This window comes from Kitasatospora acidiphila, assembly GCF_006636205.1.
GTDB lineage: Bacteria > Actinomycetota > Actinomycetes > Streptomycetales > Streptomycetaceae > Kitasatospora > Kitasatospora acidiphila.
This window is the reverse complement of record NZ_VIGB01000003.1, coordinates 2,981,153-3,005,000: the sequence shown is the minus strand read 5'-3', so window position 1 is coordinate 3,005,000 and position 23,848 is coordinate 2,981,153. Positions and strand designations below refer to the sequence as shown.

The 23,848-nt window shown below is 71.2% G+C and carries 17 protein-coding genes, 2 rRNA genes and 1 pseudogene (1 of these 20 only partly in view); 10 read left to right on the top strand and 10 right to left on the bottom strand.

Annotated elements, in window-relative coordinates:
- Both E6W39_RS14270 and rrf read left to right on the top strand, forming a co-directional pair.
- A 23S ribosomal RNA gene (locus tag E6W39_RS14270) occupies positions 1-1,869 on the top strand (it extends 1,250 nt beyond the left edge of the window).
- Between the two features lie 80 nt (positions 1,870-1,949).
- A 5S ribosomal RNA gene (gene rrf / locus E6W39_RS14265) occupies positions 1,950-2,066 on the top strand.
- A gap of 74 nt (positions 2,067-2,140) precedes the next feature.
- Here rrf and E6W39_RS14260 read toward each other — a convergent pair.
- The gene (locus E6W39_RS14260) at positions 2,141-2,932 is read right to left on the bottom strand and encodes a VOC family protein (RefSeq protein WP_141633870.1); all 792 of its coding nucleotides are present in this window, start codon (positions 2,930-2,932) and stop codon (positions 2,141-2,143) included.
- A 157-nt stretch (positions 2,933-3,089) separates the two neighbouring features.
- Between E6W39_RS14260 and recD2 the strand changes: the two genes are divergently transcribed.
- From recD2 to E6W39_RS14245, 3 genes and pseudogenes are all read left to right on the top strand, one after another.
- Entirely contained in the window at positions 3,090-5,330 is a 2,241-nt protein-coding gene (recD2, locus tag E6W39_RS14255; RefSeq protein ID WP_141633869.1) for an SF1B family DNA helicase RecD2, read from the top strand.
- Between the two features lie 221 nt (positions 5,331-5,551).
- Positions 5,552-6,862, top strand: a complete 1,311-nt coding sequence (locus tag E6W39_RS14250) for a citrate synthase (RefSeq protein WP_181799273.1) — start codon at positions 5,552-5,554, stop codon at positions 6,860-6,862.
- Positions 6,863-7,355: 493 nt separating this feature from the next.
- Positions 7,356-8,074, top strand: a pseudogene (locus E6W39_RS14245) (SDR family NAD(P)-dependent oxidoreductase).
- A 73-nt stretch (positions 8,075-8,147) separates the two neighbouring features.
- On the opposite strand, the gene E6W39_RS14240 reads toward E6W39_RS14245, so the two are convergent.
- The 4 genes from E6W39_RS14240 to dhaK all read right to left on the bottom strand — a co-directional run bounded on the left by E6W39_RS14240 (position 8,148) and on the right by dhaK (position 12,601).
- Positions 8,148-10,412, bottom strand: a complete 2,265-nt coding sequence (locus tag E6W39_RS14240) for a heavy metal translocating P-type ATPase (protein ID WP_141633867.1) — start codon at positions 10,410-10,412, stop codon at positions 8,148-8,150.
- Positions 10,413-10,480: 68 nt separating this feature from the next.
- The gene (locus E6W39_RS14235; protein WP_141633866.1) at positions 10,481-10,699 is read right to left on the bottom strand and encodes a heavy-metal-associated domain-containing protein; all 219 of its coding nucleotides are present in this window, start codon (positions 10,697-10,699) and stop codon (positions 10,481-10,483) included.
- Between the two features lie 233 nt (positions 10,700-10,932).
- The gene (gene dhaL, locus E6W39_RS14230) at positions 10,933-11,574 is read right to left on the bottom strand and encodes a dihydroxyacetone kinase subunit DhaL (RefSeq protein WP_181799272.1); all 642 of its coding nucleotides are present in this window, start codon (positions 11,572-11,574) and stop codon (positions 10,933-10,935) included.
- A gap of 31 nt (positions 11,575-11,605) precedes the next feature.
- On the bottom strand, positions 11,606-12,601 hold the full coding sequence (gene dhaK / locus E6W39_RS14225) for a dihydroxyacetone kinase subunit DhaK (RefSeq protein WP_141633865.1): 996 nt from the start codon (positions 12,599-12,601) through the stop codon (positions 11,606-11,608).
- Between the two features lie 112 nt (positions 12,602-12,713).
- Between dhaK and dhaM the strand changes: the two genes are divergently transcribed.
- Positions 12,714-13,109, top strand: a complete 396-nt coding sequence (dhaM, locus tag E6W39_RS14220; RefSeq protein WP_141633864.1) for a dihydroxyacetone kinase phosphoryl donor subunit DhaM — start codon at positions 12,714-12,716, stop codon at positions 13,107-13,109.
- A 21-nt stretch (positions 13,110-13,130) separates the two neighbouring features.
- On the opposite strand, the gene E6W39_RS14215 is transcribed toward dhaM, so the two are convergent.
- Complete coding sequence (locus E6W39_RS14215; protein ID WP_181799271.1) at positions 13,131-14,822, bottom strand: bifunctional 3'-5' exonuclease/DNA polymerase; 1,692 nt, start codon at positions 14,820-14,822, stop codon at positions 13,131-13,133.
- Positions 14,823-14,948: 126 nt separating this feature from the next.
- Between E6W39_RS14215 and E6W39_RS14210 the strand changes: the two genes are divergently transcribed.
- Together E6W39_RS14210 and E6W39_RS14205 are read left to right on the top strand one after the other, a co-directional pair.
- The gene (locus E6W39_RS14210) at positions 14,949-16,979 is read left to right on the top strand and encodes a M3 family metallopeptidase (protein ID WP_141633862.1); all 2,031 of its coding nucleotides are present in this window, start codon (positions 14,949-14,951) and stop codon (positions 16,977-16,979) included.
- Between the two features lie 64 nt (positions 16,980-17,043).
- The gene (locus E6W39_RS14205) at positions 17,044-18,012 is read left to right on the top strand and encodes a LuxR C-terminal-related transcriptional regulator (RefSeq protein WP_141633861.1); all 969 of its coding nucleotides are present in this window, start codon (positions 17,044-17,046) and stop codon (positions 18,010-18,012) included.
- Positions 18,013-18,060: 48 nt separating this feature from the next.
- Here the strand turns inward: E6W39_RS14205 and E6W39_RS14200 are convergent, their stop codons facing one another.
- Together E6W39_RS14200 and E6W39_RS14195 are read right to left on the bottom strand one after the other, a co-directional pair.
- A complete protein-coding gene (locus tag E6W39_RS14200) occupies positions 18,061-19,473 on the bottom strand; it encodes a glycoside hydrolase family 5 protein (protein ID WP_141633860.1) in 1,413 nt (470 codons plus the stop codon).
- 95 nt (positions 19,474-19,568) lie between these two features.
- The gene (locus E6W39_RS14195; RefSeq protein WP_141633859.1) at positions 19,569-20,282 is read right to left on the bottom strand and encodes a TetR family transcriptional regulator; all 714 of its coding nucleotides are present in this window, start codon (positions 20,280-20,282) and stop codon (positions 19,569-19,571) included.
- Positions 20,283-20,402: 120 nt separating this feature from the next.
- On the opposite strand from E6W39_RS14195, the gene E6W39_RS14190 reads away from it, so the two are divergent.
- The gene (locus E6W39_RS14190) at positions 20,403-21,635 is read left to right on the top strand and encodes an acyl-CoA dehydrogenase family protein (RefSeq protein WP_141633858.1); all 1,233 of its coding nucleotides are present in this window, start codon (positions 20,403-20,405) and stop codon (positions 21,633-21,635) included.
- A 91-nt stretch (positions 21,636-21,726) separates the two neighbouring features.
- Here the strand turns inward: E6W39_RS14190 and E6W39_RS14185 are convergent, their stop codons facing one another.
- Both E6W39_RS14185 and E6W39_RS14180 read right to left on the bottom strand, forming a co-directional pair.
- Positions 21,727-21,924: a DUF1918 domain-containing protein gene (locus tag E6W39_RS14185; protein WP_141633857.1), complete on the bottom strand. Its 198-nt coding sequence runs from the start codon at positions 21,922-21,924 to the stop codon at positions 21,727-21,729.
- Positions 21,925-22,121: 197 nt separating this feature from the next.
- Positions 22,122-22,937, bottom strand: coding sequence for an enoyl-CoA hydratase/isomerase family protein (locus E6W39_RS14180; protein ID WP_141633856.1), 816 nt, complete (start codon positions 22,935-22,937; stop codon positions 22,122-22,124).
- A gap of 104 nt (positions 22,938-23,041) precedes the next feature.
- Here E6W39_RS14180 and E6W39_RS14175 point away from each other — a divergent pair, with 104 nt between their 5' ends.
- Positions 23,042-23,506: an NUDIX domain-containing protein gene (locus E6W39_RS14175; protein WP_141633855.1), complete on the top strand. Its 465-nt coding sequence runs from the start codon at positions 23,042-23,044 to the stop codon at positions 23,504-23,506.
- The last annotated feature ends 342 nt before the right edge of the window (positions 23,507-23,848 follow it).

Genomic DNA, 23,848 nt, shown 5'->3' with positions numbered 1-23,848 from the left:
ACCACCGAAGTCGTGTCATTCACAGAATACGCCCAACGGCGCTGTGGATGGGTAGGGGAGCGTCGTGTGCCGGGTGAAGCGGCCGAGGGATCGAGTCGTGGACGGTATACGAGTGAGAATGCAGGCATGAGTAGCGATACAAGAGTGGGAAACTCTTGCGCCGATTGACCAAGGGTTCCTGGGTCAAGCTGATCTGCCCAGGGTAAGTCGGGACCTAAGGCGAGGCCGACAGGCGTAGTCGATGGACAACGGGTTGATATTCCCGTACCCGCTTTGAAGCGCCAACGGCGAACCAGGTGATGCTAAGCCCGTGAAGCCGCCCCGGAGTCTTCGGACAAAGGGGAGTGGTGGAGCCGGTGACCCAAGTCTGTAGTAGCTGAGCGATGGGGTGACGCAGGAAGGTAGTCCAGCCCGGGCGGTGGTTGTCCCGGGGTAAGGGTGTAGGGCGTTGCGTAGGCAAATCCGCGCAACATGTGCCTGAGACCTGATGCCGAGCCGATTGTGGTGAAGTGGATGATCCTATGCTGTCGAGAAAAGCCTCTAGCGAGTTTCATGGCGGCCCGTACCCCAAACCGACTCAGGTGGTCAGGTAGAGAATACCGAGGCGTTCGGGTGAACTATGGTTAAGGAACTCGGCAAAATGCCCCCGTAACTTCGGGAGAAGGGGGGCCCCTCCTGGTGATGGCACTTGCTGCCTGAGCTGGGGGTGGCCGCAGAGACCAGCGAGAAGCGACTGTTTACTAAAAACACAGGTCCGTGCGAAGCCGTAAGGCGATGTATACGGACTGACGCCTGCCCGGTGCTGGAACGTTAAGGGGACCGGTTAGCTCTGATTCGTCGGGGCGAAGCTGAGAACTTAAGCGCCAGTAAACGGCGGTGGTAACTATAACCATCCTAAGGTAGCGAAATTCCTTGTCGGGTAAGTTCCGACCTGCACGAATGGCGTAACGACTTCTCGACTGTCTCAACCATAGGCCCGGTGAAATTGCATTACGAGTAAAGATGCTCGTTTCGCGCAGCAGGACGGAAAGACCCCGGGACCTTTACTATAGCTTGATATTGGTGTTCGGTTCGGCTTGTGTAGGATAGGTGGGAGACTGTGAAGCAGCAACGCCAGTTGTTGTGGAGTCGCCGTTGAAATACCACTCTGGTCGTGCTGGATGTCTAACCTGGGTCCGTGATCCGGATCAGGGACAGTGTCTGGTGGGTAGTTTAACTGGGGCGGTTGCCTCCTAAAGGGTAACGGAGGCGCCCAAAGGTTCCCTCAGCCTGGTTGGCAATCAGGTGTTGAGTGTAAGTGCACAAGGGAGCTTGACTGTGAGACCGACGGGTCGAGCAGGTGCGAAAGCAGGGACTAGTGATCCGGCGGTGGCTTGTGGAAGCGCCGTCGCTCAACGGATAAAAGGTACCCCGGGGATAACAGGCTGATCTTCCCCAAGAGTCCATATCGACGGGATGGTTTGGCACCTCGATGTCGGCTCGTCGCATCCTGGGGCTGGAGTAGGTCCCAAGGGTTGGGCTGTTCGCCCATTAAAGCGGTACGCGAGCTGGGTTTAGAACGTCGTGAGACAGTTCGGTCCCTATCCGCTGTGCGCGTAGGAGTGTTGAGAAGGGCTGTCCCTAGTACGAGAGGACCGGGACGGACGAACCTCTGGTGTGCCAGTTGTTCTGCCAAGGGCATGGCTGGTTGGCTACGTTCGGGAGGGATAACCGCTGAAAGCATCTAAGCGGGAAGCCTGCTTCGAGATGAGCACTCCCACCTCCTTGAGAGGGTAAGGCTCCCAGTAGACGACTGGGTTGATAGGCCGGATGTGGAAGCCCTGTGAGGGGTGGAGCTGACCGGTACTAATAGGCCGAGGGCTTGTCCTCAGTTGCTCGCGTCCACTGTGTTGTTCTGAAACAACGACCCCACCGCATAGGCGGTGGTGCGGCCGATAGTTTCATAGTGTTTCGGTGGTCATAGCGTGAGGGAAACGCCCGGTTACATTCCGAACCCGGAAGCTAAGCCTTACAGCGCCGATGGTACTGCAGGGGGGACCCTGTGGGAGAGTAGGACGCCGCCGAACAATTCTTCAGAAGAAGCCCCCACCGGCTGTGTTTGATTAAACGCAGCTCGGTGGGGGCTTCTTCGCGTTTCCGGTCAGTTGTCGGGCGGAGTGCTGGTGATCACCGAGAAGACCGCCCCGTGCGGATCGGTGAGTTGCACGAACCGCCCGACTCCGGGTTCGTCGATCACCTCACCGCGCTGCCCGCCGCCCAGCTCGACCGCCTTGGCGCGGGTCGCCTCCACATCGGTCACCTCGAAGTACGGCAGCCAGTAGGACCCGGTGTGCACGGCCTTGTCCACGGGGATCAGGGTGGCGATACCGCCCTGGCTGGCGTCCAGGCCACCGCCGGTCGGAGTGATCACGGTGTAGGTGAAGTCGCCGAACGGGACGTCCTGCTCAAGCCAGTTGAAGACCTTCCGGTAGAACTCCTTGGCCTGCTCGGGGTCGCTGCTGTGCAGCTCCGTCCAGCAGAGGGTGCCGGTGCTGGTCACGGCGTCCAGGCCCCTGGTGGTGCCGGGCTGCCAGACGGCGAAGGCGGCGCCGGTCGGATCGGTGAAGCCGGCCATCCGCCCGGAGGTGAAGACGTCGAACGGGCCGAACCGGACCACACCGCCGGCCTGGGAGACCAGCTTGGCCGTCTGGTCGGCGTCCTCGGTCCGGAAGTAGACCGTCCAGGCCGCTGTGGCGCCCTCCTCGGTCAGCGGTCCGAGGGCGGCCACGGTCTGCCCGCCCAGGCGGAAGAAGCCGTAACCGCCGGAGTTCGGCCCGGCCGAGGTGAAGGTCCAGCCGAACAACCGGCTGTAGAACTGCTGGGCCGCGTCGGTATCGGGGCTGCCGAGGTCGATCCAGTTGGGAGCGCCGGGCGCAAAATCGGTGGTCAACATGGTGTCATCCACTTCAGTCGAATGGGTCTCCACTTGTCATCGTCGGCCTTGCGCGCGGTGGCCACAATCGCGGCCGGCGGTGTCGGCACGGAGCGGTACCGTTCATCACGCACGGCACTACCACGGAGGGCCGCCTAGCACAGGAGGGGTGCGTCGAATGAGCGCGCTGCAGGGCCGGCAGGCGCAGGCCCCGGTACCGCTCCAGCTCGCCCAGTTGGAGGGCGTGCTGGAGCGGATCACCTACGCCAACGAGGAGACCGGCTACACGGTCGCCCGCGTCGACACCGGCCGCGGTGCCGCCGAGCTGCTGACCGTGGTCGGTGCCCTGCTCGGCGCCCAGGTCGGCGAGTCGCTGCGGATGCACGGCCGCTGGGGCTCGCATCCGCAGTACGGCCGCCAGTTCACCGTGGAGAACTACACCACCGTGCTGCCGGCCACCGTCCAGGGGATCCAGCGCTATCTGGGGTCGGGCCTGATCAAGGGCATCGGGCCGAAGTTCGCCGAGCGGATCGTGGGCCACTTCGGCATCGACACCCTCACAGTGATCGAGGAGCAGCCGTCCCGCCTGATCGAGGTCCCGGGGCTCGGCCCCAAGCGCACCAAGATGATCGCCGCGGCCTGGGAGGAGCAGAAGGCGATCAAGGAGGTGATGGTCTTCCTCCAGGGGGTGGGGGTGTCGACCTCGCTGGCCGTGCGGATCTACAAGAAGTACGGGGACTCCTCGATCGGCGTGGTGAAGAATGAGCCCTACCGGCTGGCCGCCGATGTCTGGGGCATCGGGTTCCTCACCGCCGACCGGATCGCCCAGGCCGTCGGGATCCCGCACGACAGCCCGGAGCGGGTCAAGGCCGGTCTGCAGTACGCGCTGTCGCAGAGCAGCGATCAGGGCCACTGCTACCTCCCGGAGGAGCGGCTGATCGCCGACGGGGTGAAGCTCCTGCAGGTGGACGTCGGCCTGGTGATCGACTGCCTGGGCGAGCTGGTCGCCGAGGAGGGTGTGGTCCGCGAGCTGCTGCCGGGAGATGGCGGGGAGTCGGTCAGCGCGATCTACCTGGTGCCGTTCCACCGGGCCGAGGTGTCGCTCTCCAACCAGCTGCTGCGGTTGCTGCACGCCGATACGGACCGGATGCCCGGCTTCGGGGACGTGGACTGGGGCAAGGCGCTGTCCTGGCTGGCCGAGCGGACCGGAGCCGAGCTGGCGCCCGAGCAGGAGCAGGCGGTCCGGCTGGCGCTGACCGAGAGGGTCGCGGTGCTGACGGGTGGCCCGGGCTGCGGCAAGTCGTTCACCGTGAAGTCGATCGTCACCCTGGCGCTGGCCAAGAAGGCGAAGGTGCTGCTGGCGGCGCCGACCGGCCGGGCGGCCAAGCGGCTGGCCGAGCTGACTGGCCATCAAGCGGCGACCGTGCACCGGCTGTTGGAGCTGCGGCCGGGTGGTGAGGCGGCCTACGACCGGGACCGTCCGCTGGACGCCGACCTGGTGGTGGTGGACGAGGCCTCGATGCTGGACCTGATCCTGGCGAACAAGCTGGTCAAGGCGGTGGCGCCGGGCGCGCACCTGCTGTTCGTGGGCGATGTGGACCAGCTGCCCTCGGTGGGCGCCGGCGAGGTGCTGCGGGACATGCTGGCCGACGGCGGCCCGATCCCGTCGGTGCGGCTGACCAGGATCTTCCGCCAGGCCCAGCAGTCCGGGGTGGTGGTCAACGCGCACCGGATCAACGAGGGCAAGCCGCCGCTCACCGACGGCCTGCCCGACTTCTTCCTGTTCGTGGAGGACGACACCGAGCGGACCGCCGGCCTGGTGGTCGACGTGGTGGCCCGCCGGATCCCGCAGCGCTTCCGGCTGGACGCGCGCCGGGACGTGCAGGTGCTGGCGCCGATGCACCGCGGCCCGGCCGGTGCGGGCAACCTCAACACCCTGCTGCAGGCGGCCGTCACCCCGGGGCGCGAGGGCCTGCCGGAGAAGCGCTTCGGCGGCCGCACCTTCCGGGTCGGCGACAAGGTCACCCAGATCCGCAACAACTACGACAAGGGTCGCAACGGCGTCTTCAACGGCACTGTAGGCGTGGTCACTTCGCTCAGTGCGGAGGATCAGCGGCTCACCGTGCTGACCGACGAGGACGAGGAGGTGCCGTACGACTTCGACGAACTTGACGAACTGCAGCACGCTTATGCCGTGACCATTCACCGCTCGCAGGGCAGTGAGTATCCGGCGGTGGTGATTCCGGTCACGACCTCGGCCTGGACCATGCTGCAGCGAAATCTGCTGTACACGGCAGTGACGCGGGCCAAGAAGCTGGTGGTCCTGGTCGGCTCGCGCAAGGCGATCGGCCAGGCGGTGCGGACGGTGGGCGCCGGTCGCAGGCATGCGGCGCTTGACCACCGGCTGTCAAGCGAGTGAACAGCTCGAACCCGAATGGGGTACAGGGCCGCGACGGGGGTATCTTGACGTGAAGAAATTGATGGACCAGCCTAGTCGTGCAGTGATCTTGTCCGGTTCGTACCGGCTGGAGCTGCCGAATTTGTAGGGGCCGGCTCTTTTGGGCCACCCCGGGTGCGCGGTCGTCCACCGCATGGGGGAGGGTGGACGGCAGGGCACGCGAAGCGGATTTCTAATCGTCGGTGAGGAATAGCGTGAGCGAGAACAGTCAAAGCGCCGTAGTCCTGAAGTACCAGGGTGGCGAGTACGAGTACCCCGTGGTCGAGAGCACGGCGGGCAACTCTGGGTTCGACATCTCGAAGCTGCTCCCGCAGACCGGCCTGGTCACCCTGGACAACGGCTTCGGCAACACCGCCGCGTACAAGTCCGCCATCACCTTCGTCGACGGTGACAACGGCATCCTCCGCTACCGCGGCTTCCCGATCGAGCAGCTGGCCGACCAGGGCAGCTTCATCGAGACCGCCTACCTGCTGATCAACGGCGAGCTCCCGACCGCCGACCAGCTGGAGACCTTCAGCAGCGACATCACCCAGCACACCCTGCTGCACGAGGACGTCAAGCGCTTCTTCCAGGGCTTCCCCCGGGACGCGCACCCGATGGCGATGCTCTCCTCGGTGGTCGGCGCGCTCTCCACTTTCTACCCGGAGAGCCACAACCCGTTCGACGAGGCCCAGCGGAACCTGTCGACGGTCCGCCTGCTGGCGAAGCTGCCGACCATCGCCGCCTACGCCTACAAGAAGGCGATGGGCCAGCCGTTCGTCTACCCGCGCAACGACCTGAGCTACGTCGAGAACTTCCTGCGGATGACCTTCGCCGTCCCGGCGGAGGAGTACGAGCTCAACCCGGTGATCGTCAACGCGCTGGACAAGCTCCTCATCCTGCACGCCGACCACGAGCAGAACTGCTCCACCTCCACGGTGCGCCTGGTCGGCTCCAGCCACGCCAACATGTTCGCCTCGGTCTCGGCCGGCATCTCGGCGCTCTGGGGCCCGCTGCACGGCGGCGCCAACCAGGCCGTGCTGGAGATGCTGGAGCAGATCCAGAAGGACGGCGGCGACGTCGACGCCTTCATCCGCAAGGTGAAGAACCGCGAGGACGGCGTCAAGCTGATGGGCTTCGGCCACCGCGTGTACAAGGCCTTCGACCCGCGCGCCGCGCTGGTCAAGGGTCTGGCGCACGAGGTGCTCGGCCAGCTCGGCAAGTCGGACGAGCTGCTGGAGATCGCGCTCAAGCTGGAGGAGCACGCGCTCAGCGACGACTTCTTCATCTCCCGCAAGCTGTACCCGAACGTCGACTTCTACACCGGCCTGATCTACCGCGCGATGGGCTTCCCGACCAGCATGTTCACCGTGCTGTTCGCGCTCGGCCGGCTCCCCGGCTGGATCGCCCACTGGCAGGAGATGATCCAGGAGCCGGGCAGCCGGATCGGCCGTCCGCGCCAGATCTACACCGGCACCGCGATCCGCGACTACGTGGCGCTCGACAAGCGCTGACGCTCGGCCGGGGGTCCGCTCCCGCACCGGAACGCTGAAACCGAAGGGCCCCACTGCCGAGCAGTGGGGCCCTTCGTACGTGCGACGCACGGCGACCGGGCGATGCGGAGACGAGACCGGGAACGGCCGCTCAAAGCGTTCCAGACCCACTCCACTGCCCGGCGCCGTGCGCGAGGACCGTCGTACCACGACAGTCATCCCGGGGCCCGCCGGAGCCCCGACGGCGACCTGGCCGCGGGTACGCGGGCCGGCCCAGGGGGGGAGGGTGGCACGCGCACGCCGTTCCGCGGTGGAAGGTCGCACTCACCAAGGTAAGACGTATCAGGCCCGGCAAAGTTACGTCCGGGCGGTGTGAGTTGCCTCTCGCTCCCAGCGCGCCACCCGCTCATACCACATGATCCCCGGCGCCGAGCGTCACCCTCCCCGCAGTGACGGCAACCCTGCGTGATAGGAATCGTGTCATTCCGGTATGGACAGGGCGGGAGATTTGCAGATGGCCAGGAATGTTGTCGTCACGGGCGGTGGCACCGGAATCGGCCTGGAGATCGCCCGGCGCTTCGTCGAGGCCGGCGAGCAGGTGGTGATCGTGGGCCGCCGCCGCGCGGTGCTGGATTCGGCCGTGGCGGAGCTCGGCGGCAGCGTCACGCCGCTGGTCTGCGACCTGGCCGACCCGGACGAGGTGGAGGCCGCGCTGCGCGCGCTGCCGTCTCGGATCGACGTGCTGGTGAACAACGCGGGCAGCCGGGAGACCGGCTTCGGGGTCGGCCCGCACGCGCTGCTGGCCCGCTGGCGCGGGGACTTCGAGCGCAATGTGCTGACCGCCGTGCTGCTCACCGAGTCGGTCCGGGACCGGCTCACCCCGGGGAGGGCAGAGTGGTCACCATCAGCTCGATCGCCGCGCTGCGCGGGGCCGGCTCTTTCGGGGCCGCCAAGGCTTCGCTGCACGCCTGGAACCACTTCCTGGCCGCCCAGTTGGGTCCGTCCGGGATCACCGCCAACATCGTCGCCCCCGGCACGGTGGCCGGTACCGAGTTCTTCGGTCCCCGGCTGGACGAGGCCGAGGTGTCCCGCCGGGCCGCCCGCACCCTGCTGGGCCGGATCGGCGAGACCGGCGAGGTGGCCGCGGCCGTGCACTTCCTGGCCTCCCCGGGGGCCGGCTTCATCACCGGCGAGATCCTGCACTGCAACGGCGGCGAGCTCCTCGGACGCTGACGTCCAAGGAGCTCGCGGGAGTTGACGCTCAGCCAGGGGCCCAAGCCGTCTGGCCGGGCGCCGAGCCGGCTGGTCAGCCGCCGAAGCGCCGCAGCCGCAGGCTGTTGCTGACCACGAAGACCGAGGAGAAGGCCATCGTGGCGCCGGCGACCACCGGGTTGAGCAGACCGGTGGCGGCCAGCGGCAGCGCCGCCACGTTGTAGGCGAAGGCCCAGAACAGGTTGCCCTTGATGGTGGCCAGGGTCCGCCGGGAGAGCCGGATCGCGTCGGCGGCCACCCGCAGGTCGCCGCGGACCAGCGTCAGGTCGCCGGCCTCGATCGCCGCGTCCGTCCCGGTGCCCATCGCCAGGCCCAGGTCGGCCTGGGCCAGCGCGGCGGCGTCATTGACCCCGTCGCCCACCATCGCCACCGAGCGGCCCTCGCCCTGCAGCCGCCGGACCTGGGCCACCTTGTCCTCCGGCAGCACCTCGGCGATCACGTCCGCGGCCGGGATGCCCACCTCGGCGGCCACCGCCTCGGCGGCCGCCCGGTGGTCGCCGGTCAGCAGCACCGGGCGCAGGCCCAGCTCGCGCAGCTCGCGCACCGCCTGGGCGCTGGTCGGCTTGACGGTGTCGGCCACCACCAGCACCGCGCGGGCCGCGCCGTCCCAGCCGACCGCGATGGCGGTCCGCCCCGCCGCCTCGGCCTCGGCCTTGGCGGCCGCCAACTCGGCGCCCAGCGGCTGCGACCAGTCGGCCAGCAGGCGCTCCCGGCCGGCCAGCACCGCGTGGCCGTCCACCACGCCCTGCACACCCAGGCCCGGGATGTTCTCGAAGCCCTCGACGCCGGGCAGGGCGCCCAGCCGGTCGGTGGCGGCCGCCGCGATGGCCCGGGCGATCGGGTGCTCGGAGGCGTCCTCCAGCGCGCCGGCCAGCCGCAGCGCCTGCTCCTCGGAGACACCGTCGGCGGTGTGCACGGCGGTCAGCGCCATCTTGCCGGTGGTGACGGTGCCGGTCTTGTCCAGCACGATGGTGTCGACCCGGCGGGTGGTCTCCAGCACCTCGGGGCCCTTGATCAGGATGCCGAGCTGGGCGCCGCGCCCGGTGCCGACCATCAGCGCGGTCGGGGTGGCCAGACCCAGGGCGCACGGGCAGGCGATGATCAGCACGGCGACCGCGGCGGTGAACGCCTCGGTGGGGCTGCCGCCGGCCAGCAGCCAGCCGACCAGGGTGGCCAGCGCGATCAGGATCACCACCGGCACGAAGACCGCGGAGATCCGGTCGGCCAGCCGCTGCGCCGCGGCCTTGCCGTTCTGCGCCTGCTCGACCAGCTGGGCCATCCGGGCGAGCTGGGTGTCGGCGCCGACCCGGCGGGCCTCGACCACCAGGCGGCCGCCCGCGTTGACGGTGGCGCCGGTGACCGGGGCGCCGACCGAGACCTCGACGGGGACGGACTCGCCGGTGAGCATCGAGGCGTCCACCGCGGACGCGCCCTCGACCACCACGCCGTCGGTGGCGATCTTCTCGCCCGGGCGGACCACGAACCGGGTGCCGACGGTGAGTTCGGCGACCGGGATCCGCACCTCACGGCCGTCCCGCAGCACCGCGACGTCCTTGGCCCCGAGGTCCAGCAGGGCGTGCAGGGCGGCTCCGGCGCGCCGCTTGGAGCGGGCCTCCAGCCAGCGGCCGAGCAGGATCAGCACGGTGACGGCGGCGGCCGTCTCCAGGTAGAGCGACGATCCGGCGTCGGCGCGGCTGACCGCCAGCGAGAACATGTGCTTCATGCCGGGCCGCCCGGCGTCGCCCCAGAACAGCGCCCAGACCGACCAGCCGAACGCCGCCAGGGTGCCCAGCGAGACCAGGGTGTCCATGGTGGCCGCGCCGTGCCGCAGGTTGGTGCCGGCGGCCCGGTGGAAGGGCCAGCCGCCGTACAGCACCACCGGGCCGGTGAGGGCGAACGCCAGCCACTGCCAGCTGGTGAACTGCAGCGCGGGGACCATGGAGAGCAGGATGACCGGGACGGTGAGCAGCGCGCTGATCGTCAGCCGCTCGCGCAGGGGATCGGGGGCCTCGGCCGGCGCCGCGCTCTCCGGCGAGGGCGTCCGGGCGGCGGGCGGCGCGGGCAGCTCGGCGGTGTAGCCGGTGCGCTCCACGGTGGCGATCAGGTCGGCCACCGTGACGCCGGGGCCGAAGTCGACCCGGGCCTTCTCGGTCGCGAAGTTGACGGTGGCCTCGACGCCGTCCAGCCGGTTGAGCTTCTTCTCGATCCGGGCTGCGCAGGAGGCGCAGGTCATCCCGCCGATCGACAGCTCGACGCGGTCGGTGGCCGCGCTCGGGACGGTGCTGCTGGCGGTGCTCATCGTGCTGCTCTCCCATCGAGGATCAGAGGGTGCGGGGGGCGGCGGGGGCGCGCCCCCCGTCACCGCGGTCAGGCCGCCGGGCCGACCAGTTCGTAGCCCGCCTCGTCGATCGCGGCGCGGACATCGGCCTCGTCCAGCGGCTGCTCGGAGGAGACGGTGACGGTGCCGGCCTTGGCGTCGGCGGCGACGGTGAGCACGCCGGCCAGTGCGGAGAGCTCCTCGGACACCGACTTCTCGCAGTGGCCGCAGCTCATGCCGGTGACGGTGTAGGTGGTGGTGCTGGCCATTGAGAGCCTCCGAGGGTCAGGGGCGCCGGGCGGCGCCGTACTGTGAGAACACCATACCCCCCTGGGTATTCCATGGGGCGGGATGGGCTGCGGTCGGCATGAGATGATCGCCACAGCAGGGCACTGAGAGTAGTCGCATGCGGACGTGGGGTGGTATTGCGCCGCTCCCGGGCGCGCGAAAAGGCCACCTGGTCACAACGCGTGTCCAGGTGGCCGGTGGGGAGCGGGTGAGGTCAGTGCGGTGACGACACCTCGGCGAGGGCGGCGAACAGCAGCGCGGTGGAGGTGGCGCCCGGGTCCTGGTGGTCGATGCTGCGCCGTCCCAGGTAGGAGGCGCGGCCCTTGCGGGCCTCCAGCGGGATGGTGGCCCGGGCCCCCGCCTCGGCGGCCTCGGCGGCCAGCGCGCTCGCCTCGCGCAGCGTGAAGCCGTCGAAGGCGGCGCGCTCCAGGGCGGCGACGGCCGGTTCGAAGGCGTCCACCATGGTCTTGTCGCCGACCGCCGCGCCGCCCAGCTTCTGCAGCGCGGTCAGGCCGGCCCGCAGCGCCTGGGCCAGGTCCATCATGTCGGCGGTGGGCGCGGGCAGTGCGGTGCCGGCCGCCCGCAGCGCGCTGCCGTAGAGCGGTCCGGAGGCGCCGCCGACCTTGGAGATCAGGGTGGTGCCCGCCCGGGTCAGCACGCTGCCGGGCGGGGCGGCCGGGTCCAACTCGTCCAGCAGCCCGGTGACGGCCGCGAAGCCGCGCCGCAGATTGGTGCCGTGGTCGCCGTCACCGATCGCGGCGTCCAACTCGGTGAGTTCCTGGTGCCGTTGCTCGACGGCCGCGGCCGTGGCGCGCAGCCAGGCGACGGCGAGATCGTGGTCGATGGCGTAGGACATGCTGATGCTCCGTCGGTCTCACAAGGGGGTGTCAGGACCAGTGCAGGGCGGGGGTGGCGACGGGCGCGTCCCAGAGCTCCAGGAGCTGCGGGTCGGCCTTGGTCAGGGTGAGCGAGAACCCGGCCATGTCGAGGCTGGTCACATAGTTGCCGACCAGTCGGCGGGCGATGGTGATGCCGCGCTCGGCGAGGCGGGCGGCCACCTCGCCGTAGACCAGGTAGAGCTCGTGCAGCGGGGTGCCGCCCAGGCCGTTGACCAGGGCGATCACCTGGTCGCCCGAGGCCAGGGTGTGGTCGGCCAGGACGGTCTCCACCACCTCGGCCACCAGCTCACGGGCCGGGCGCAGCGGCTCCCGGCGGCGGCCCGGTTCGCCGTGGATGCCGACTCCGACCTCGATTTCGTCACCCGGCAGGTCGAAGCCGGGCTTGCCGGCGGCCGGTACGGTCGCGGCGGTCAGCGCCACCGCGAAGGAGCGGGACGCGGCATTGGCCAGCTCGCCGATCGAGGCCACCTCCGCGGCGCCGGCACCGCGCTCGGCCAGCGCGCCGCAGACCTTCTCCACCACCACGGTGGCGCCGGTGCCGCGCCGCCCGGCGGTGAAGGTGGAGTCCTGCACGGCGACGTCGTCGTCCACCAGCACGGTGCGGACCTCGATGCCCTGTTCGGCGGCGAGTTCGGCGGCCAGCGAGAAGTTGAGCACGTCACCCGTGTAGTTCTTGACCACGAAGACCACACCGGCCCCGCCGTCGACGGCCGAGATCGCGGCCAGCATCTGGTCCGGCACGGGGGAGGTGAACACCTCGCCGGGGCAAGCCGCGTCCAGCATCCCGGGGCCGACGAAACCGGTGTGCAGCGGCTCGTGACCGGAACCGCCGCCGGAGATCAGTGCCACCTTGCCCGGGCGCGGTGCGTCCGCCCGGTGCACCACCCGGGCCGCCCGGTCCACCGTCAACTCGGGGTGTGCGGCGGCGATTCCGGCGAGGGTGTCGTCGAGCACGGACTCGGGCGTGTTGATCAGCTTCTTCATGCGGGACTCCCGGGGTGGCGGTCGGACCGGCTGCCTCGAACCTACGCCACGCGGCTGGGATTCCTCAGCCGTTCGTCCAGCCCTGGCGTGGCGATCCGGCTAGGCTCGGGCCATGAGGACCTCGGTGGGAATCGTCCTGGTGTCGCACAGCCCGCAGCTCGGCGCGGGGGTGCGCGAACTGGCCGAGCAACTGGGCGGCGGCGCCGTGGCGGTGGCGGTCGCGGCGGGCACCGAGGACGGCTCGACGGGCACCAGCTACGAGCTGATCGAGGCCGCCGTGCGCGAGGCCGACGGCGGCGCCGGCGTGGTGGTGCTGCCGGATCTGGGCAGCGCCGTGCTGACCGCCCGCGCCGTGCTCGCCGACCTTGACCGGCCCGACCAAGCGGTGCTGGTGGACGCCCCTTTCGTGGAGGGCGCGGTGGCGGCCGTGGTGACCGCCTCCACCGGGGCGGCGCTGGCCGAGGTGGCGCAGGCCGCCCGGGAGGCCTGGCAGTCGCACAAGTTCTGACGGCTCGTCAGTGACTGCGGCTCACTTGGCGTCCGCGTAGCACTCCACCACGGCGGTGCTCATCGGGAACTGCACCGGGGTCGGCCCGAAGACCAGCCGACTGGCCTCGGCAGCCGACTCGGTGACCGCCGACACCACCTGCTCGGCCAGCTCGGCGGGGGTGTGCACGATCACCTCGTCATGCTGGAAGAAGACCAGATGCGGATGGTCGGGCAGCTCGGCGAGTCTTCGGCGCAGCGCGGCGATCAGCGCCAGCGCCCAGTCCGCCGCCGAGGCCTGGATGACGAAGTTGCGGGTGAAGCGGCCGCGGGCCCGGGCCGACCGCGGCCCCTGCTCGCCCTCGCCGCCCGCCGCCTCGGTGAGGTCCAGCCAGGCGTCCGAGGGCGGCGGACAGCTGCGCCCCAGCCGGGACCGGACGATGCCGCCCTCCTCACCGGTGCGGGCCGCCGCCTCCACATAGCCCATCGCGACGGGATAGCGCTGCCGCAGGATGGCCAGCAGCGGGCCGATGTCCCCGCTGGTCTGCCCGTACATCGCGCCGAGCAGGCCGAGCTTGGCCTTGTCCCGCTCGCCGTGGAACGCGGTGGCGGCCAGCGCCTGGTAGAGATCGCCGCCGGCGGCACTGCGGGCCAGCGCGGCGTCCTCGGAGAGCGCGGCCAGCACCCGGGGCTCCAACTGGGCGGCATCGGCCACCACCAGCCGCCAGCCCGGATCGGCCACCACCGCACGGCGCAGCACCCGCGGGATCTGCAGCGCGCCGCCGCCCCGGCTGGCCCAGCGGCCGGAGACCACGCCACCCACCACGTACTCCGGGCGGAACCGGCCGCCGCGCGCCCAGGCGTCCTGCCAGGCCCAGCCGTGCGCGGAGTGGATCCGGGACAGCTCCTTGTAGCGGATCATCAATTCGGCGGCCGGATGGTCGATCCCGCGCAGCTCCCAGACCCGGGTGGAGGAGAGCCGGATGCCCTGGTCGGCGAAGGCCTTCAGTACCTGGGTGTGCGAGTCGGGGTTGAACGGCTTGCTGCCCAGCGCCTGTTGCAGCCGCACCGAGAGCTCGGCCAGCCGGGCCGGCTGGGTGCCGGGAACCGTGGGGCGCGGGCCCAGCAGCTCGGTGAGCATCGCGTCGTGCACCTCGGCGCGCCACGGCAGCCCGGCGGCGGCCATCTCGGCGGCGGCCAGCGCACCGGCCGACTCGGCGGCCACCAGCAGCCGGAACCGGGAGCGCTCCGCCGCGTCCTCGAACGCGCCGAGGCGGCGCTGCTGTTCGGCGTGGACGGCGAGGACGGCGGTGAGCGGGTCGGTGCCCGGCGGCAGCTGCAACCGGTCGGGGGCGAACAGCGAATCCTGCGCCTCGGCGGCGCCGGCCTCCGGCAGATCGTCGGGCACCGGCAGGCCGCGCAGCCGCGCCCAGGCGGCGCCCAGCGAGCGCGGCGCGCCCCAGCGGCCCTCGTGCCCCAGCAGCAGCGGCTCGACCAGCCGCAGGTCGTGGCACCGACCCAGCCGGTCCGGCAGCTCGGCCAGCAGCGGGACGTAGGCCGACTCGGCGGCGGCCCAGACCCAGCGCGGCCGCTCGGCCGCCTCCAGCTCGGCCACCGCGGCGGCCAGATCGCGCGCGGTCAGCACCCCGCCGACCGGCTCGCCCTGCTCGGTGAGGCGCTGCAGCCGGCCGCCGCGCCCCTGCTGATCGGGCACCAGGGCGATCCTGGGCGTCATCGGCGGCCTCCTGTTCGGGTCGATTGAGGGCAATGGATCAGGCATTCCCGACCGTAGCGCGCGGGACTGACAACGTCAGGTGCAATGGCCAGCGCGGAGCCGAGCGCGGCGCGTATGGTCGGCGGAATGACGGACAACCCCTTCCTCGCTCCGAGCACGCTGCCGTACCAGCTGCCACCCTTCGCCGAGATCCGGGACGAGCACTACCGGCCCGCGCTCGACCAGGGCATGGCCGCGCAGCTCGCCGAGATCCGCCGGATCACCGGCAACCCCGAGCCGGCCGACTTCGAGAACACCGTGGTCGCGCTGGAGCGCAGCGGCGCCCTGCTGACCCGGGTGCTGGTGGTCTTCGACAACCAGTCCTCCGCCCACACCAATGACGCCGTGCAGGAACTCGACGCCGAGTACCGGCCGAAGCTGGCCGCCCACGACGACGCGATCCACCTCGACCAGGCGCTCTTCGCCCGGATCGACGAGGTGCACCGCAACCGGGCCGAGCTGGGGCTGGACGCCGAGTCGCTGCGGCTGCTGGAGCGCCTGCACCAGCGGTTCGTCCGGGCCGGCGCCCGGCTGTCCGGCGCCGAGCAGCGGCGGCTGCGCGAACTGAACGCCGAACTGGCCGCCGCCTCCGCCACCTTCCAGCAGCATCTGCACGCCGCCAACGCGGCCGGCGCGCTGCTGGTGAAGGACGCCGAGCAGCTCGCCGGGCTCTCCGAGGGCGAGATCGAGGCCGCCGCCGCCAGTGCCCGCGAGCGCGGCGAGGAGGGCTACGCGCTCACCCTGATGAACTTCACCAACCAGCCGCTGCTGGCCAAGCTCGCCGACCGCGGGCTGCGCCGCCGGCTGCTGGACAGCGCGCTCGCCCGCGGGTTGAGCACCAACGGCCCGCTGGCCGCCCGGATGGCCGCGCTGCGCGCCGAGCGGGCCGCCCTGCTCGGCTACCCCAGCCACGCCGCCTACACGGTGGCCGACCAGACGGCCGGCACGGTGGAGGCCGTCAGCGAGCTGCTGGCCAAGCTGGTGGCGCCCTCGGTGGCCAACGCCGAACGCGAGCTGGCCCGGCTGGCCCAGGCCGCCGAGGCGGACGGGGTGGCCGACTTCGGCGCCCACGACGTGGCCTACTACGCCGAGCGGGTGCGCCGGACCGAGTACGAGGTCGACACCGCCGAGCTGCGCCCCTACTACGAGTTGGAGCGGGTGCTGCGCGACGGCGTCTTCCACGCCGCCCGGCTGGCCTACGGGCTGACCTTCACCGAGCGGCTCGACCTGGCCGGCTACCACCCCGACACCCGGGTCTTCGAGGTGTTCGAGGAGGACGGCACGCCGCTGGGCCTGTTCCTGGCCGACTTCTTCGCCCGCCCGTCCAAGCGCGGCGGCGCCTGGATGGATGAACTGGTGTCGCAGGCCGGGCTGTTGGACCGCCGCGCGGTGGTCTTCAACAACCTGAACATCACCAAGCCCGCGCCCGGCCGCCCGGCCCTGCTCAGTCTGGACGAGGTGCGCACCCTGTTCCACGAGTTCGGCCACGCCCTGCACGGCCTGCTCTCGGACGTGCGCTACCCGTCGCTGGCCGGCACCCGGGTGCCGCGTGACTTCGTCGAATTCCCCTCGCAGGTCAACGAGATGTGGTCGACCTGGCCCGAGGTGCAGTCCCACTACGCCCGGCACTACCAGACCGGCGAGCCGCTGCCGACCGAGCTGCTGGGCCGGCTGGAGGAGGCCGAGAACTTCGGCCAGGGCCTGCGGATGGTGGAGGTGCTGGCCGCGACGCTGCTCGACTGGGCCTGGCACACCTGCTCGGCCGACCAGGAAACCGTCCAGGACATCGAGGAGTTCGAGGCCCGGGTGCTCAAGGAGGCCGGCCTCGCGCTGCCCGCGATGCCGCCGCGCTACCGCACCGGCTACTTCAGCCACCTCTTCGTCGGCGGCTACAGCGCCGGTTACTACTCCTACCTCTGGTCGGAGGTGCTGGACGCGGACACCGTGGAGTGGTTCCAGGGGAACGGCCGACCGGTGCGGGAGAGCGGTGAGTCGTTCCGCCGCGAGCTGCTGAGCCGGGGTGACAGCGTGTCCGCGATGGACGCCTTCCGGGCGGTGCTCGGGCGCGACCCGCAGGTCGGGCCGCTGTTGGCGCGCCGGGGGCTGGCGCAGGACTGATCCCCTTCGGCCACCCTGGCGCTAGCATGACAGGCATGGCCAACTCTCGGGGACGGTAGGTCGGATGGCGGAGCAGTGGACCGCACGGCTCGGGGCCCTCGGGCTGACCTTGGACCAGGAGCGGCTCTACCTCCAGCTGCTGACCGTGGCCGGGCTGAGCGCCGCTCAGCTCGGCCAGGTGCTCGGCATCGGAGCCGAGCGGTCGCTGGCCGCGCTCGGCTCGCTGGCCGAACTCGGGCTGGTGGAACGCCCGATGCCGAACGGCACGCTGTGGAGCGCGGCCGCCCCCGACGTGGCGCTGGAGGAGCTGCTGCTCCGTCGCGAGCTGGAACTGCGCCGCACCCGGGGCCGGATCACCGAACTGCTGCGCACCTACCGCAAGTCCCGCAGCGGCACCGAGGCCGGCGAGCTGGTCGAGGTCATCACCGGCCGGGACTCGATAGCCGAGCTGTGGCGCAGCCTCCAGCTGAGCGTGCGCGGCGAGTTGCGGGTGCTGGACAAGCCGCCCTACATCCGCCGGGCCGATCCGGAGCTCGAACTCGCCGCGCTGGCCCGGGGCGTGCGGATGCGGGTGGTCTACGAGAGCCGGGTGCTGCGGGAGCCGGACCGGCTGGCCGAGATCCGGCTCTTCACCGGCGCCGGCGAGCAGGCCCGGGTGCTGCCCGAACTCCCGCTCAAGCTGGCCCTGGTGGACGACAGGTGGGCGCTGCTGCCGGTCAGCACCGGCACCGAGCTGCAGAGCGTTTTACTGGTGCGGCCGTCCTCGCTGCTGGACGCCCTGGCCGGGCTGTTCGAGCTCTACTGGACCAGGGCGATGCGCCTGCCCGCCGCCGACTCGCCGGACCTGCCGCAGGACCGCCACCGCCAGCTGCTCGCCCTGCTGGCGGCCGGGTTGACGGACGAGAGCATCGCCCGGCAGATGGGCGTCTCCACCCGCACGGTGCAGCGCTGGGTGCGGGAGTTGATGGACCGGTTCGGGGCCCGCACCCGGTTCCAGGCCGGCATCCAGGCGGCCCGGGCCGACCTGCTGTAGGGCCGCTCTCATGGATCACGCCGGGCGCGCTGATCCATAGGAGAGGCCCTAGTCCTCCAACTCGACGACCACGCGGGCGCCGTGCGGCACCCGTACCCGCAGTCGGCCAGGGGTGCGCCGGTCCACCTGTACCCGGTCGCTGCCGGTGACGGTGAGCCGGGCGGTCGGCGGTGCGGTCAGCTCGGTCCAGCCGCCGGTGGCGGTGAACGCTACCGTGTACCGGTCGGCCGCCCAACTCTCCGTGCTCGGCAGCCCGGCCAGCACCGCCGCGTACGGCCCGAAGGCCGGGCCGTCTCCGGTGGCCGGCTGCCCGTCGGGGCCGATCGCGCAGTAGCCGCCGTTGCCCCGGCACCAGTACCACATGGTCCAGCCGCTCGCGAAGCCCGCCATGGCGGCGATCTGACGGCGCACCAGCTCGGTGTTGCCCGGGGTGGCCGCGCTCGGCGGGCCCCACTCGCCGACCAGCAGCGGCATCCGGTTGCGGCGCGGATAGTCGGTGATCGCCGCGGTGTAGGCCTCGATGAAACCGTCGCCCGGGTTCCAGTCGGCGCCGTTCTCCACGGTGGTGTCGTAGAAGTGCGGTGCGTAGCCGAGCCGGGGCTGGCCGGGCCGTGGGTCGGTGAAGCCGGGCAGTTGCGTGGGCACGCCCTCGCCGACCAGCACGGTCGGCTCGACGAAGAGCCAACTGCGCTGGTCCGCGGTGCGGATGGCGCCGATCAGCCGCTGGTACATCAACGCCAGTCGGCCCTGCTCCAGTTGGGCCGCCGACGCCGCCAGCACCGCCGGGTCGCTGGGGTCGCCGGACACCGGGCCGAACGGTTCGTTGAACAGGTCGTAGCCCAGCAGCGAGCGGTGGCCGCGTAGTTCACGGGCCAGGTGGGTGTAGAAGTCGCTCTGCCAGCGGCGCAGGTCGGGGTCGTCGTAGAGGTGGCGGAAGGCGGCCTGCACGGCGGGCTGGAAGTAGCCGGCGAACCAGTCGTTCGGATCGGGGACGAACGGCAGCCCGTCGTCCCTGGTGGCCCAGCGCGGAATGCCCCGGTCGCCGCCGCCGAACGCGGGCCCGTAGACGTCCTGGTGGAAGTCGACCACGGCCAGCAGGCCGTCCTGGTCCGCCCAGTCCAGCAGCCGCCGCAGCTTGGCGAGTTCGGCGTCGTCGTAGTGGCCCTGGGCGGGCTCCAGCCGGTTCCAGGAGACCGCCACCCGGATCAGCGTGAAGCCGTGCGCGGCGATCGAGCGCAGATCGGCCTCGGTGGTCTCGTCGTACTTGTCGACGTTGAAGCCGCGCGGCTCGACCACCTGGCCGTGCGCGTCGGCGAAGAGCACCCGGCCGTCCGGTGCGGTGGCGGTGCCGGTCGGGAAGTCGGCCGTGGCTCTTGGGGTTTGTGCCTGGGCCAGCGGTGCGCAGCCGAGCAGCGCGGCGGCGGTCAGCAGCAGGGCGGTGGCGGTACGGCGGACGCGCACGGGCACCTCGCAGAGGCAGGCGGTGGTGGCCGTCGATGCTTCCGGAACTGCCCGGCCGGGCGCAAGAGTTGGGACGTCGATCGATTGACTGGCCGTCACTCCGACTTGTCGGGCGCATCGGTGGCGGCCTCGGCGGGTTCCGGTGCCGGGGCCGGGGGAGTGGGCAGCGGAGCGGCCGCCGCCAGCCGGCCCCAGAGCAGGTCGGCCAGCGCCTGCACCATCCGGGCGCGCGGGCAGGGCTTGTTCTCCAGCCACCAGTCGCCGGCCGCCAGCACCATGCCGGTGATCGCCCGGCCCCAGGCCTCGGAGAGCAGCGGGCCGTCCGGGCCGAGGTCCACCTGCGCGGTCACCGCCCGGGTGATCTCCTCGGCGATCTGCCGCAGCGCCGGGGCGAGCGCCCCGCCCACGCCGTCGGGGTCGCCGGCCTCCGGATGGGTGAGCAGCTGGTAGACCTGCGGCCGGGCCTCGATCCCGGCCAGGTAGGTGTCCAGCACGTGCTCCACCTGCTCGCGCCGCTCCAGCGGTTCGGCCAGGGCGGCCCGGATCGCGGTCAGCAGGCCGGCGGTGTGCCGCTCGGTGAGGGCCTGGAAGAGGCCGCTGCGGTCGCCGAAGTGGCGGTAGAGGATCGGCTTGGTGATCCCGGCCTCGGCGGCGATCGCGTTCATGCTGGCGCCCGGCCCGTCCCGGCGGACCACCCGGTCGGCGGCGTTGAGCAGCTGCTCCCTGCGCGGTTCCTCCAGCGCGGTCACCCCGGCCCCTCCCTCGTTCTCGTGTCCCGCACTGCCGCGTCCGGACTCGTTGACAGCCATTACCTATCAGTAGCAGACTCCCTCGATGTTACCCGTGGTAACACCCGGGCGGCGCGATCTTGGGCCCCTGATCTCGGGCTCGGACGATCCAACGTGAGTAGTGACGAGGAGTGACTGGCGATGAACGCCTTCTCGATGGCGCTGAGCGAGGACCAGCAGTCCGTTCGCGACTGGCTGCACGGCTTCGCCCGTGACGTGATCCGTCCGGCCGCCGCCGAATGGGACGAGCGCGAGGAGACCCCCTGGCCGATCATCCAGGAGGCCGCCAAGGTCGGCATCTACTCGCTGGACTTCTACGCCCAGCAGTACTTCGACCCGTCCGGCCTCGGCATCCCGATCGCCATGGAGGAGCTGTTCTGGGGCGACGCCGGCATCGGCCTGTCCATCGTCGGCACCACCCTGGCCGCCGTCGCCGTGCTCGCCAACGGCACCGAGGAGCAGGTCGGCACCTGGGTCCCGCAGATGTTCGGCACCCCCGACGACGTCAAGGTCGCCGCCTTCTGCTCCTCCGAGCCGGACGCCGGCTCCGACGTCTCCGCGCTGCGCACCCGCGCGGTCTACGACGAGGCCACCGACGAGTGGGTCATCAACGGGACCAAGACCTGGGCCACCAACGGCGGCATCGCCAACGTGCACGTGGTCGTCGCCACCGTGGACCCGGCGCTCGGCGCCCGCGGCCAGGCCTCCTTCGTGGTGCCGCCGGGGACCAAGGGGCTCGCCCAGGGCCAGAAGTTCAAGAAGCACGGCATCCGCGCCTCGCACACCGCCGAGGTCGTCCTCGACGGCGTCCGCCTGCCCGGCCACTGCCTGCTCGGCGGCAAGGAGAAGCTCGACGAGCGGCTGGCCCGGGCCCGGGAGCGCGCGGCCGGCGGCGGCTCGTCGTCGCGCGGCAAGAACGCCGCCATGGCCACCTTCGAGGCCTCCCGGCCCGCCGTCGGCGCCCAGGCCATCGGGATCGCCCGGGCCGCCTACGAGGTCGCGCTCGACTACGCCAAGACCCGGGTGCAGTTCGGTCGCCCGATCATCGACAACCAGGGCGTCGCCTTCACCCTGGCCGACATGCGCACCCGCATCGACGCGGCCCGGCTGCTGGTCTGGCGGGCCTCCTGGATGGCCGCCAACCAGCAGCCGTTCACCGCCGCCGAGGGCTCGATGTCCAAGCTCTACGCCGGCGAGACCGCGAAGTGGGTGACCGCGCAGGCGATGCAGCTGCTCGGCGGCAACGGCTTCACCCGCGAGTACCCGGTGGAGCGGATGCACCGGGACAGCGCGATCTACACGATCTTCGAGGGGACCAGCGAGATCCAGCGGCTGGTGATAGCGCGCAGCATCTCGGGGATACCGATCCGCTGAGTCCGCGCGGTGGCAGAGGCCGTGCGCCGGCACGCGGACTCGCCCTGGTGGGCGGTTGCCCCGCCAGGGCGGGTCGGGGGGCCGGGCGCTGCTAGCGCTCCTCGGCGGCGCGGCGCTCGATGGTGCAGTCGGGGCCCGGGTAGAGCAGGCCCTCGTGGCCATCGGAGAACTTGACCAGGTACGGGGGCTCGCCGTTCTGCCCGTGCACCTCGGTGATCTCTCCCTGCCGCTCCTCGATGCCAACGGCTCTGCTGTGGATATGGACGCGGTCGCCAACGTCTGCGCGCATGTCCGGAAACTCCTTGTCTCGGGGTCGGATTCCCTCTTCGGGCATCCCACCAGAGAGTCACTGGACTCACGTCTCACGTTACTCCGCCCGGCCCAGTCCGGGCCCGGTGAGCGAGGGCGGCACAACCGGCGAGCGGGAGCGGTACGCCCGATGAGCCGGAGCGGTACGACCGGCGAGCGGGGGCGGTACGACCGGCGTCAGAACGCGGGCTCGCGCCGCTCCAGGAAGGCAGCGAGCCCCTCGCGGACGTCCGGCGCCTCGCGCGAGCGGCGCTCCCAGGGCGCCAGCGCGGCCCGGGCGCCGGCCAGGTCGCCGGCCCCCAGCGCCGCCTTCGCCGCACCGATGGTCTGCGGTGAGCGACGGGCCAGCAGCCGGGCGAACTCCAGCGCCCGGCCGTCCAACTCCGCCGCCGGATGCACCTCGTCCAGCAGCCCGAACCGCTCGGCCCGCGCCGCGTCCACCAACTCGCCTGAGAACAGCAGGTACTTGGCCCGGGCCGGACCGACCAAGCCGGCCAGCCGGACGGTCGGCACCGCCGGGTAGACCACACCCAACTTGGCCGGGGTGATCCCGAGTCGGGCGTCCTCGGCGCCGAACCGCAGGTCGCAGGCGAGCGCCAGCTGGCAGCCGCCGCCCACGCAGGAGCCGTGCACCACGGCCAGCGTCGGGTGCGGGAAACGGGCCAGCGCCTGCTCCGCCTCGACGTTGCGCGCGTGGTAGGCGTCGGCGGCGGCCGGATCCCCGTACACGTCGGCGAGTTCGGCGATGTCCGCGCCGGCGCTGAAGGTCCGCTCGGCGCCGGTCACCAACAGGGCCCGCAGGCCCGGACGTTCGGCGAGCCCCGCCAGCACCTCGGGGAGCGCCTGCCACATCCGCAGGGTCACGGCGTTGCGGCGCTTCGGGCGGTCGAGCAGCAGCACGGCGACGCCGTCCTCGCCGTGGAACACCCGTAGGCCCGGTACCGGGCCGGGGAGTTCGGCACGATCGGCGATCAGGGTCGTCTGGTCGGTCATGGGCCCACTCTCCCAGGTCGCGGGCGCGGCACCGGCGGCGGGCACGGGTGCCCCGGCAGCGGTAGCGTCGGCCCGTCCGCATTCCAGCCCATCGGAGACGCCCCATGGATCAGGACCGACTGCTGCCCCGCGACGCCTGGCTCGCCTCGCTGCCCCGCTCCTTCACCGCTGCCGCCGCCCTGCTGACCGACGAGGCCGGCCGGGTGCTGGTGGTCAAGCCCAACTACCGCCCCGGCTGGCAGTTCGCGGGCGGTGTCATCGACCTCGGCGAGGACGCGGCCCAGTGCGCCCGACGTGAACTGCTGGAGGAGACCGGCCTGGACCGGGAGGTCGGTCCACTGCTGGTGGTGGCCTGGACCCACCCGTCCGAGCAGCTCCCGCACCCCTCGGTGCACTTCGTCTTCGACGCCGGCTCGGTGCCGGTCGGCACCGAGATCGCGCTGCAGGCCGCCGAGCTGGAGGAGTACCGCTGGGCCCCGGTGGCGGAGGCGTACGAGCTGCTCGGCCCGGCCCGCGAGTCCCGGCTGCGTGCCGCGCTGGCCGCACGGGGGACGGAGTGGTCCGGGTGATCGCGGGCACGGTGTCCGGGATCTGAGCCGCTACCGACCGGAGAGCCGCTACCGGCCGACGAGCCGATGGCATGCGGAGGGTGAGGAGCAACTGCGAGCAAACCGGACAACGTTCACGGTGAGTGAGTGTGACAAATCTTCAGTTCCTTCGCATGCCCATCACACTCTTGACAGGATCTGACGGAGCCGGGTGAATAGTCATCGCTCCGGATGACGAAGGAACTGCGCAGCGCTAACAACGCAGGTCGACGGCCTTGCGACGGGGCATCGGGACCGTGGAGGGGGCGGCCCCGGTGCCCCGCCGCAAGGTCGTGGGCCGAGATCGCCGTTGCCCGTTTACAA

What these genes read in the sequence shown, in the direction of transcription:
- E6W39_RS14260 (WP_141633870.1), bottom strand. Translation starts at nt 2,932, where the DNA reads ATGTTGACCACCGATTTTGCGCCCGGCGCTCCCAACTGGATCGACCTC.
- recD2 (WP_141633869.1), top strand. Translation starts at nt 3,090, where the DNA reads ATGAGCGCGCTGCAGGGCCGGCAGGCGCAGGCCCCGGTACCGCTCCAG.
- E6W39_RS14240 (WP_141633867.1), bottom strand. Translation starts at nt 10,412, where the DNA reads ATGAGCACCGCCAGCAGCACCGTCCCGAGCGCGGCCACCGACCGCGTC.
- E6W39_RS14235 (WP_141633866.1), bottom strand. Translation starts at nt 10,699, where the DNA reads ATGGCCAGCACCACCACCTACACCGTCACCGGCATGAGCTGCGGCCAC.
- dhaL (WP_181799272.1), bottom strand. Translation starts at nt 11,574, where the DNA reads ATGTCCTACGCCATCGACCACGATCTCGCCGTCGCCTGGCTGCGCGCC.
- dhaK (WP_141633865.1), bottom strand. Translation starts at nt 12,601, where the DNA reads ATGAAGAAGCTGATCAACACGCCCGAGTCCGTGCTCGACGACACCCTC.
- dhaM (WP_141633864.1), top strand. Translation starts at nt 12,714, where the DNA reads ATGAGGACCTCGGTGGGAATCGTCCTGGTGTCGCACAGCCCGCAGCTC.
- E6W39_RS14215 (WP_181799271.1), bottom strand. Translation starts at nt 14,822, where the DNA reads ATGACGCCCAGGATCGCCCTGGTGCCCGATCAGCAGGGGCGCGGCGGC.
- E6W39_RS14210 (WP_141633862.1), top strand. Translation starts at nt 14,949, where the DNA reads ATGACGGACAACCCCTTCCTCGCTCCGAGCACGCTGCCGTACCAGCTG.
- E6W39_RS14205 (WP_141633861.1), top strand. Translation starts at nt 17,044, where the DNA reads ATGGCGGAGCAGTGGACCGCACGGCTCGGGGCCCTCGGGCTGACCTTG.
- E6W39_RS14195 (WP_141633859.1), bottom strand. Translation starts at nt 20,282, where the DNA reads ATGGCTGTCAACGAGTCCGGACGCGGCAGTGCGGGACACGAGAACGAG.
- E6W39_RS14190 (WP_141633858.1), top strand. Translation starts at nt 20,403, where the DNA reads ATGAACGCCTTCTCGATGGCGCTGAGCGAGGACCAGCAGTCCGTTCGC.
- E6W39_RS14185 (WP_141633857.1), bottom strand. Translation starts at nt 21,924, where the DNA reads ATGCGCGCAGACGTTGGCGACCGCGTCCATATCCACAGCAGAGCCGTT.
- E6W39_RS14180 (WP_141633856.1), bottom strand. Translation starts at nt 22,937, where the DNA reads ATGACCGACCAGACGACCCTGATCGCCGATCGTGCCGAACTCCCCGGC.
- E6W39_RS14175 (WP_141633855.1), top strand. Translation starts at nt 23,042, where the DNA reads ATGGATCAGGACCGACTGCTGCCCCGCGACGCCTGGCTCGCCTCGCTG.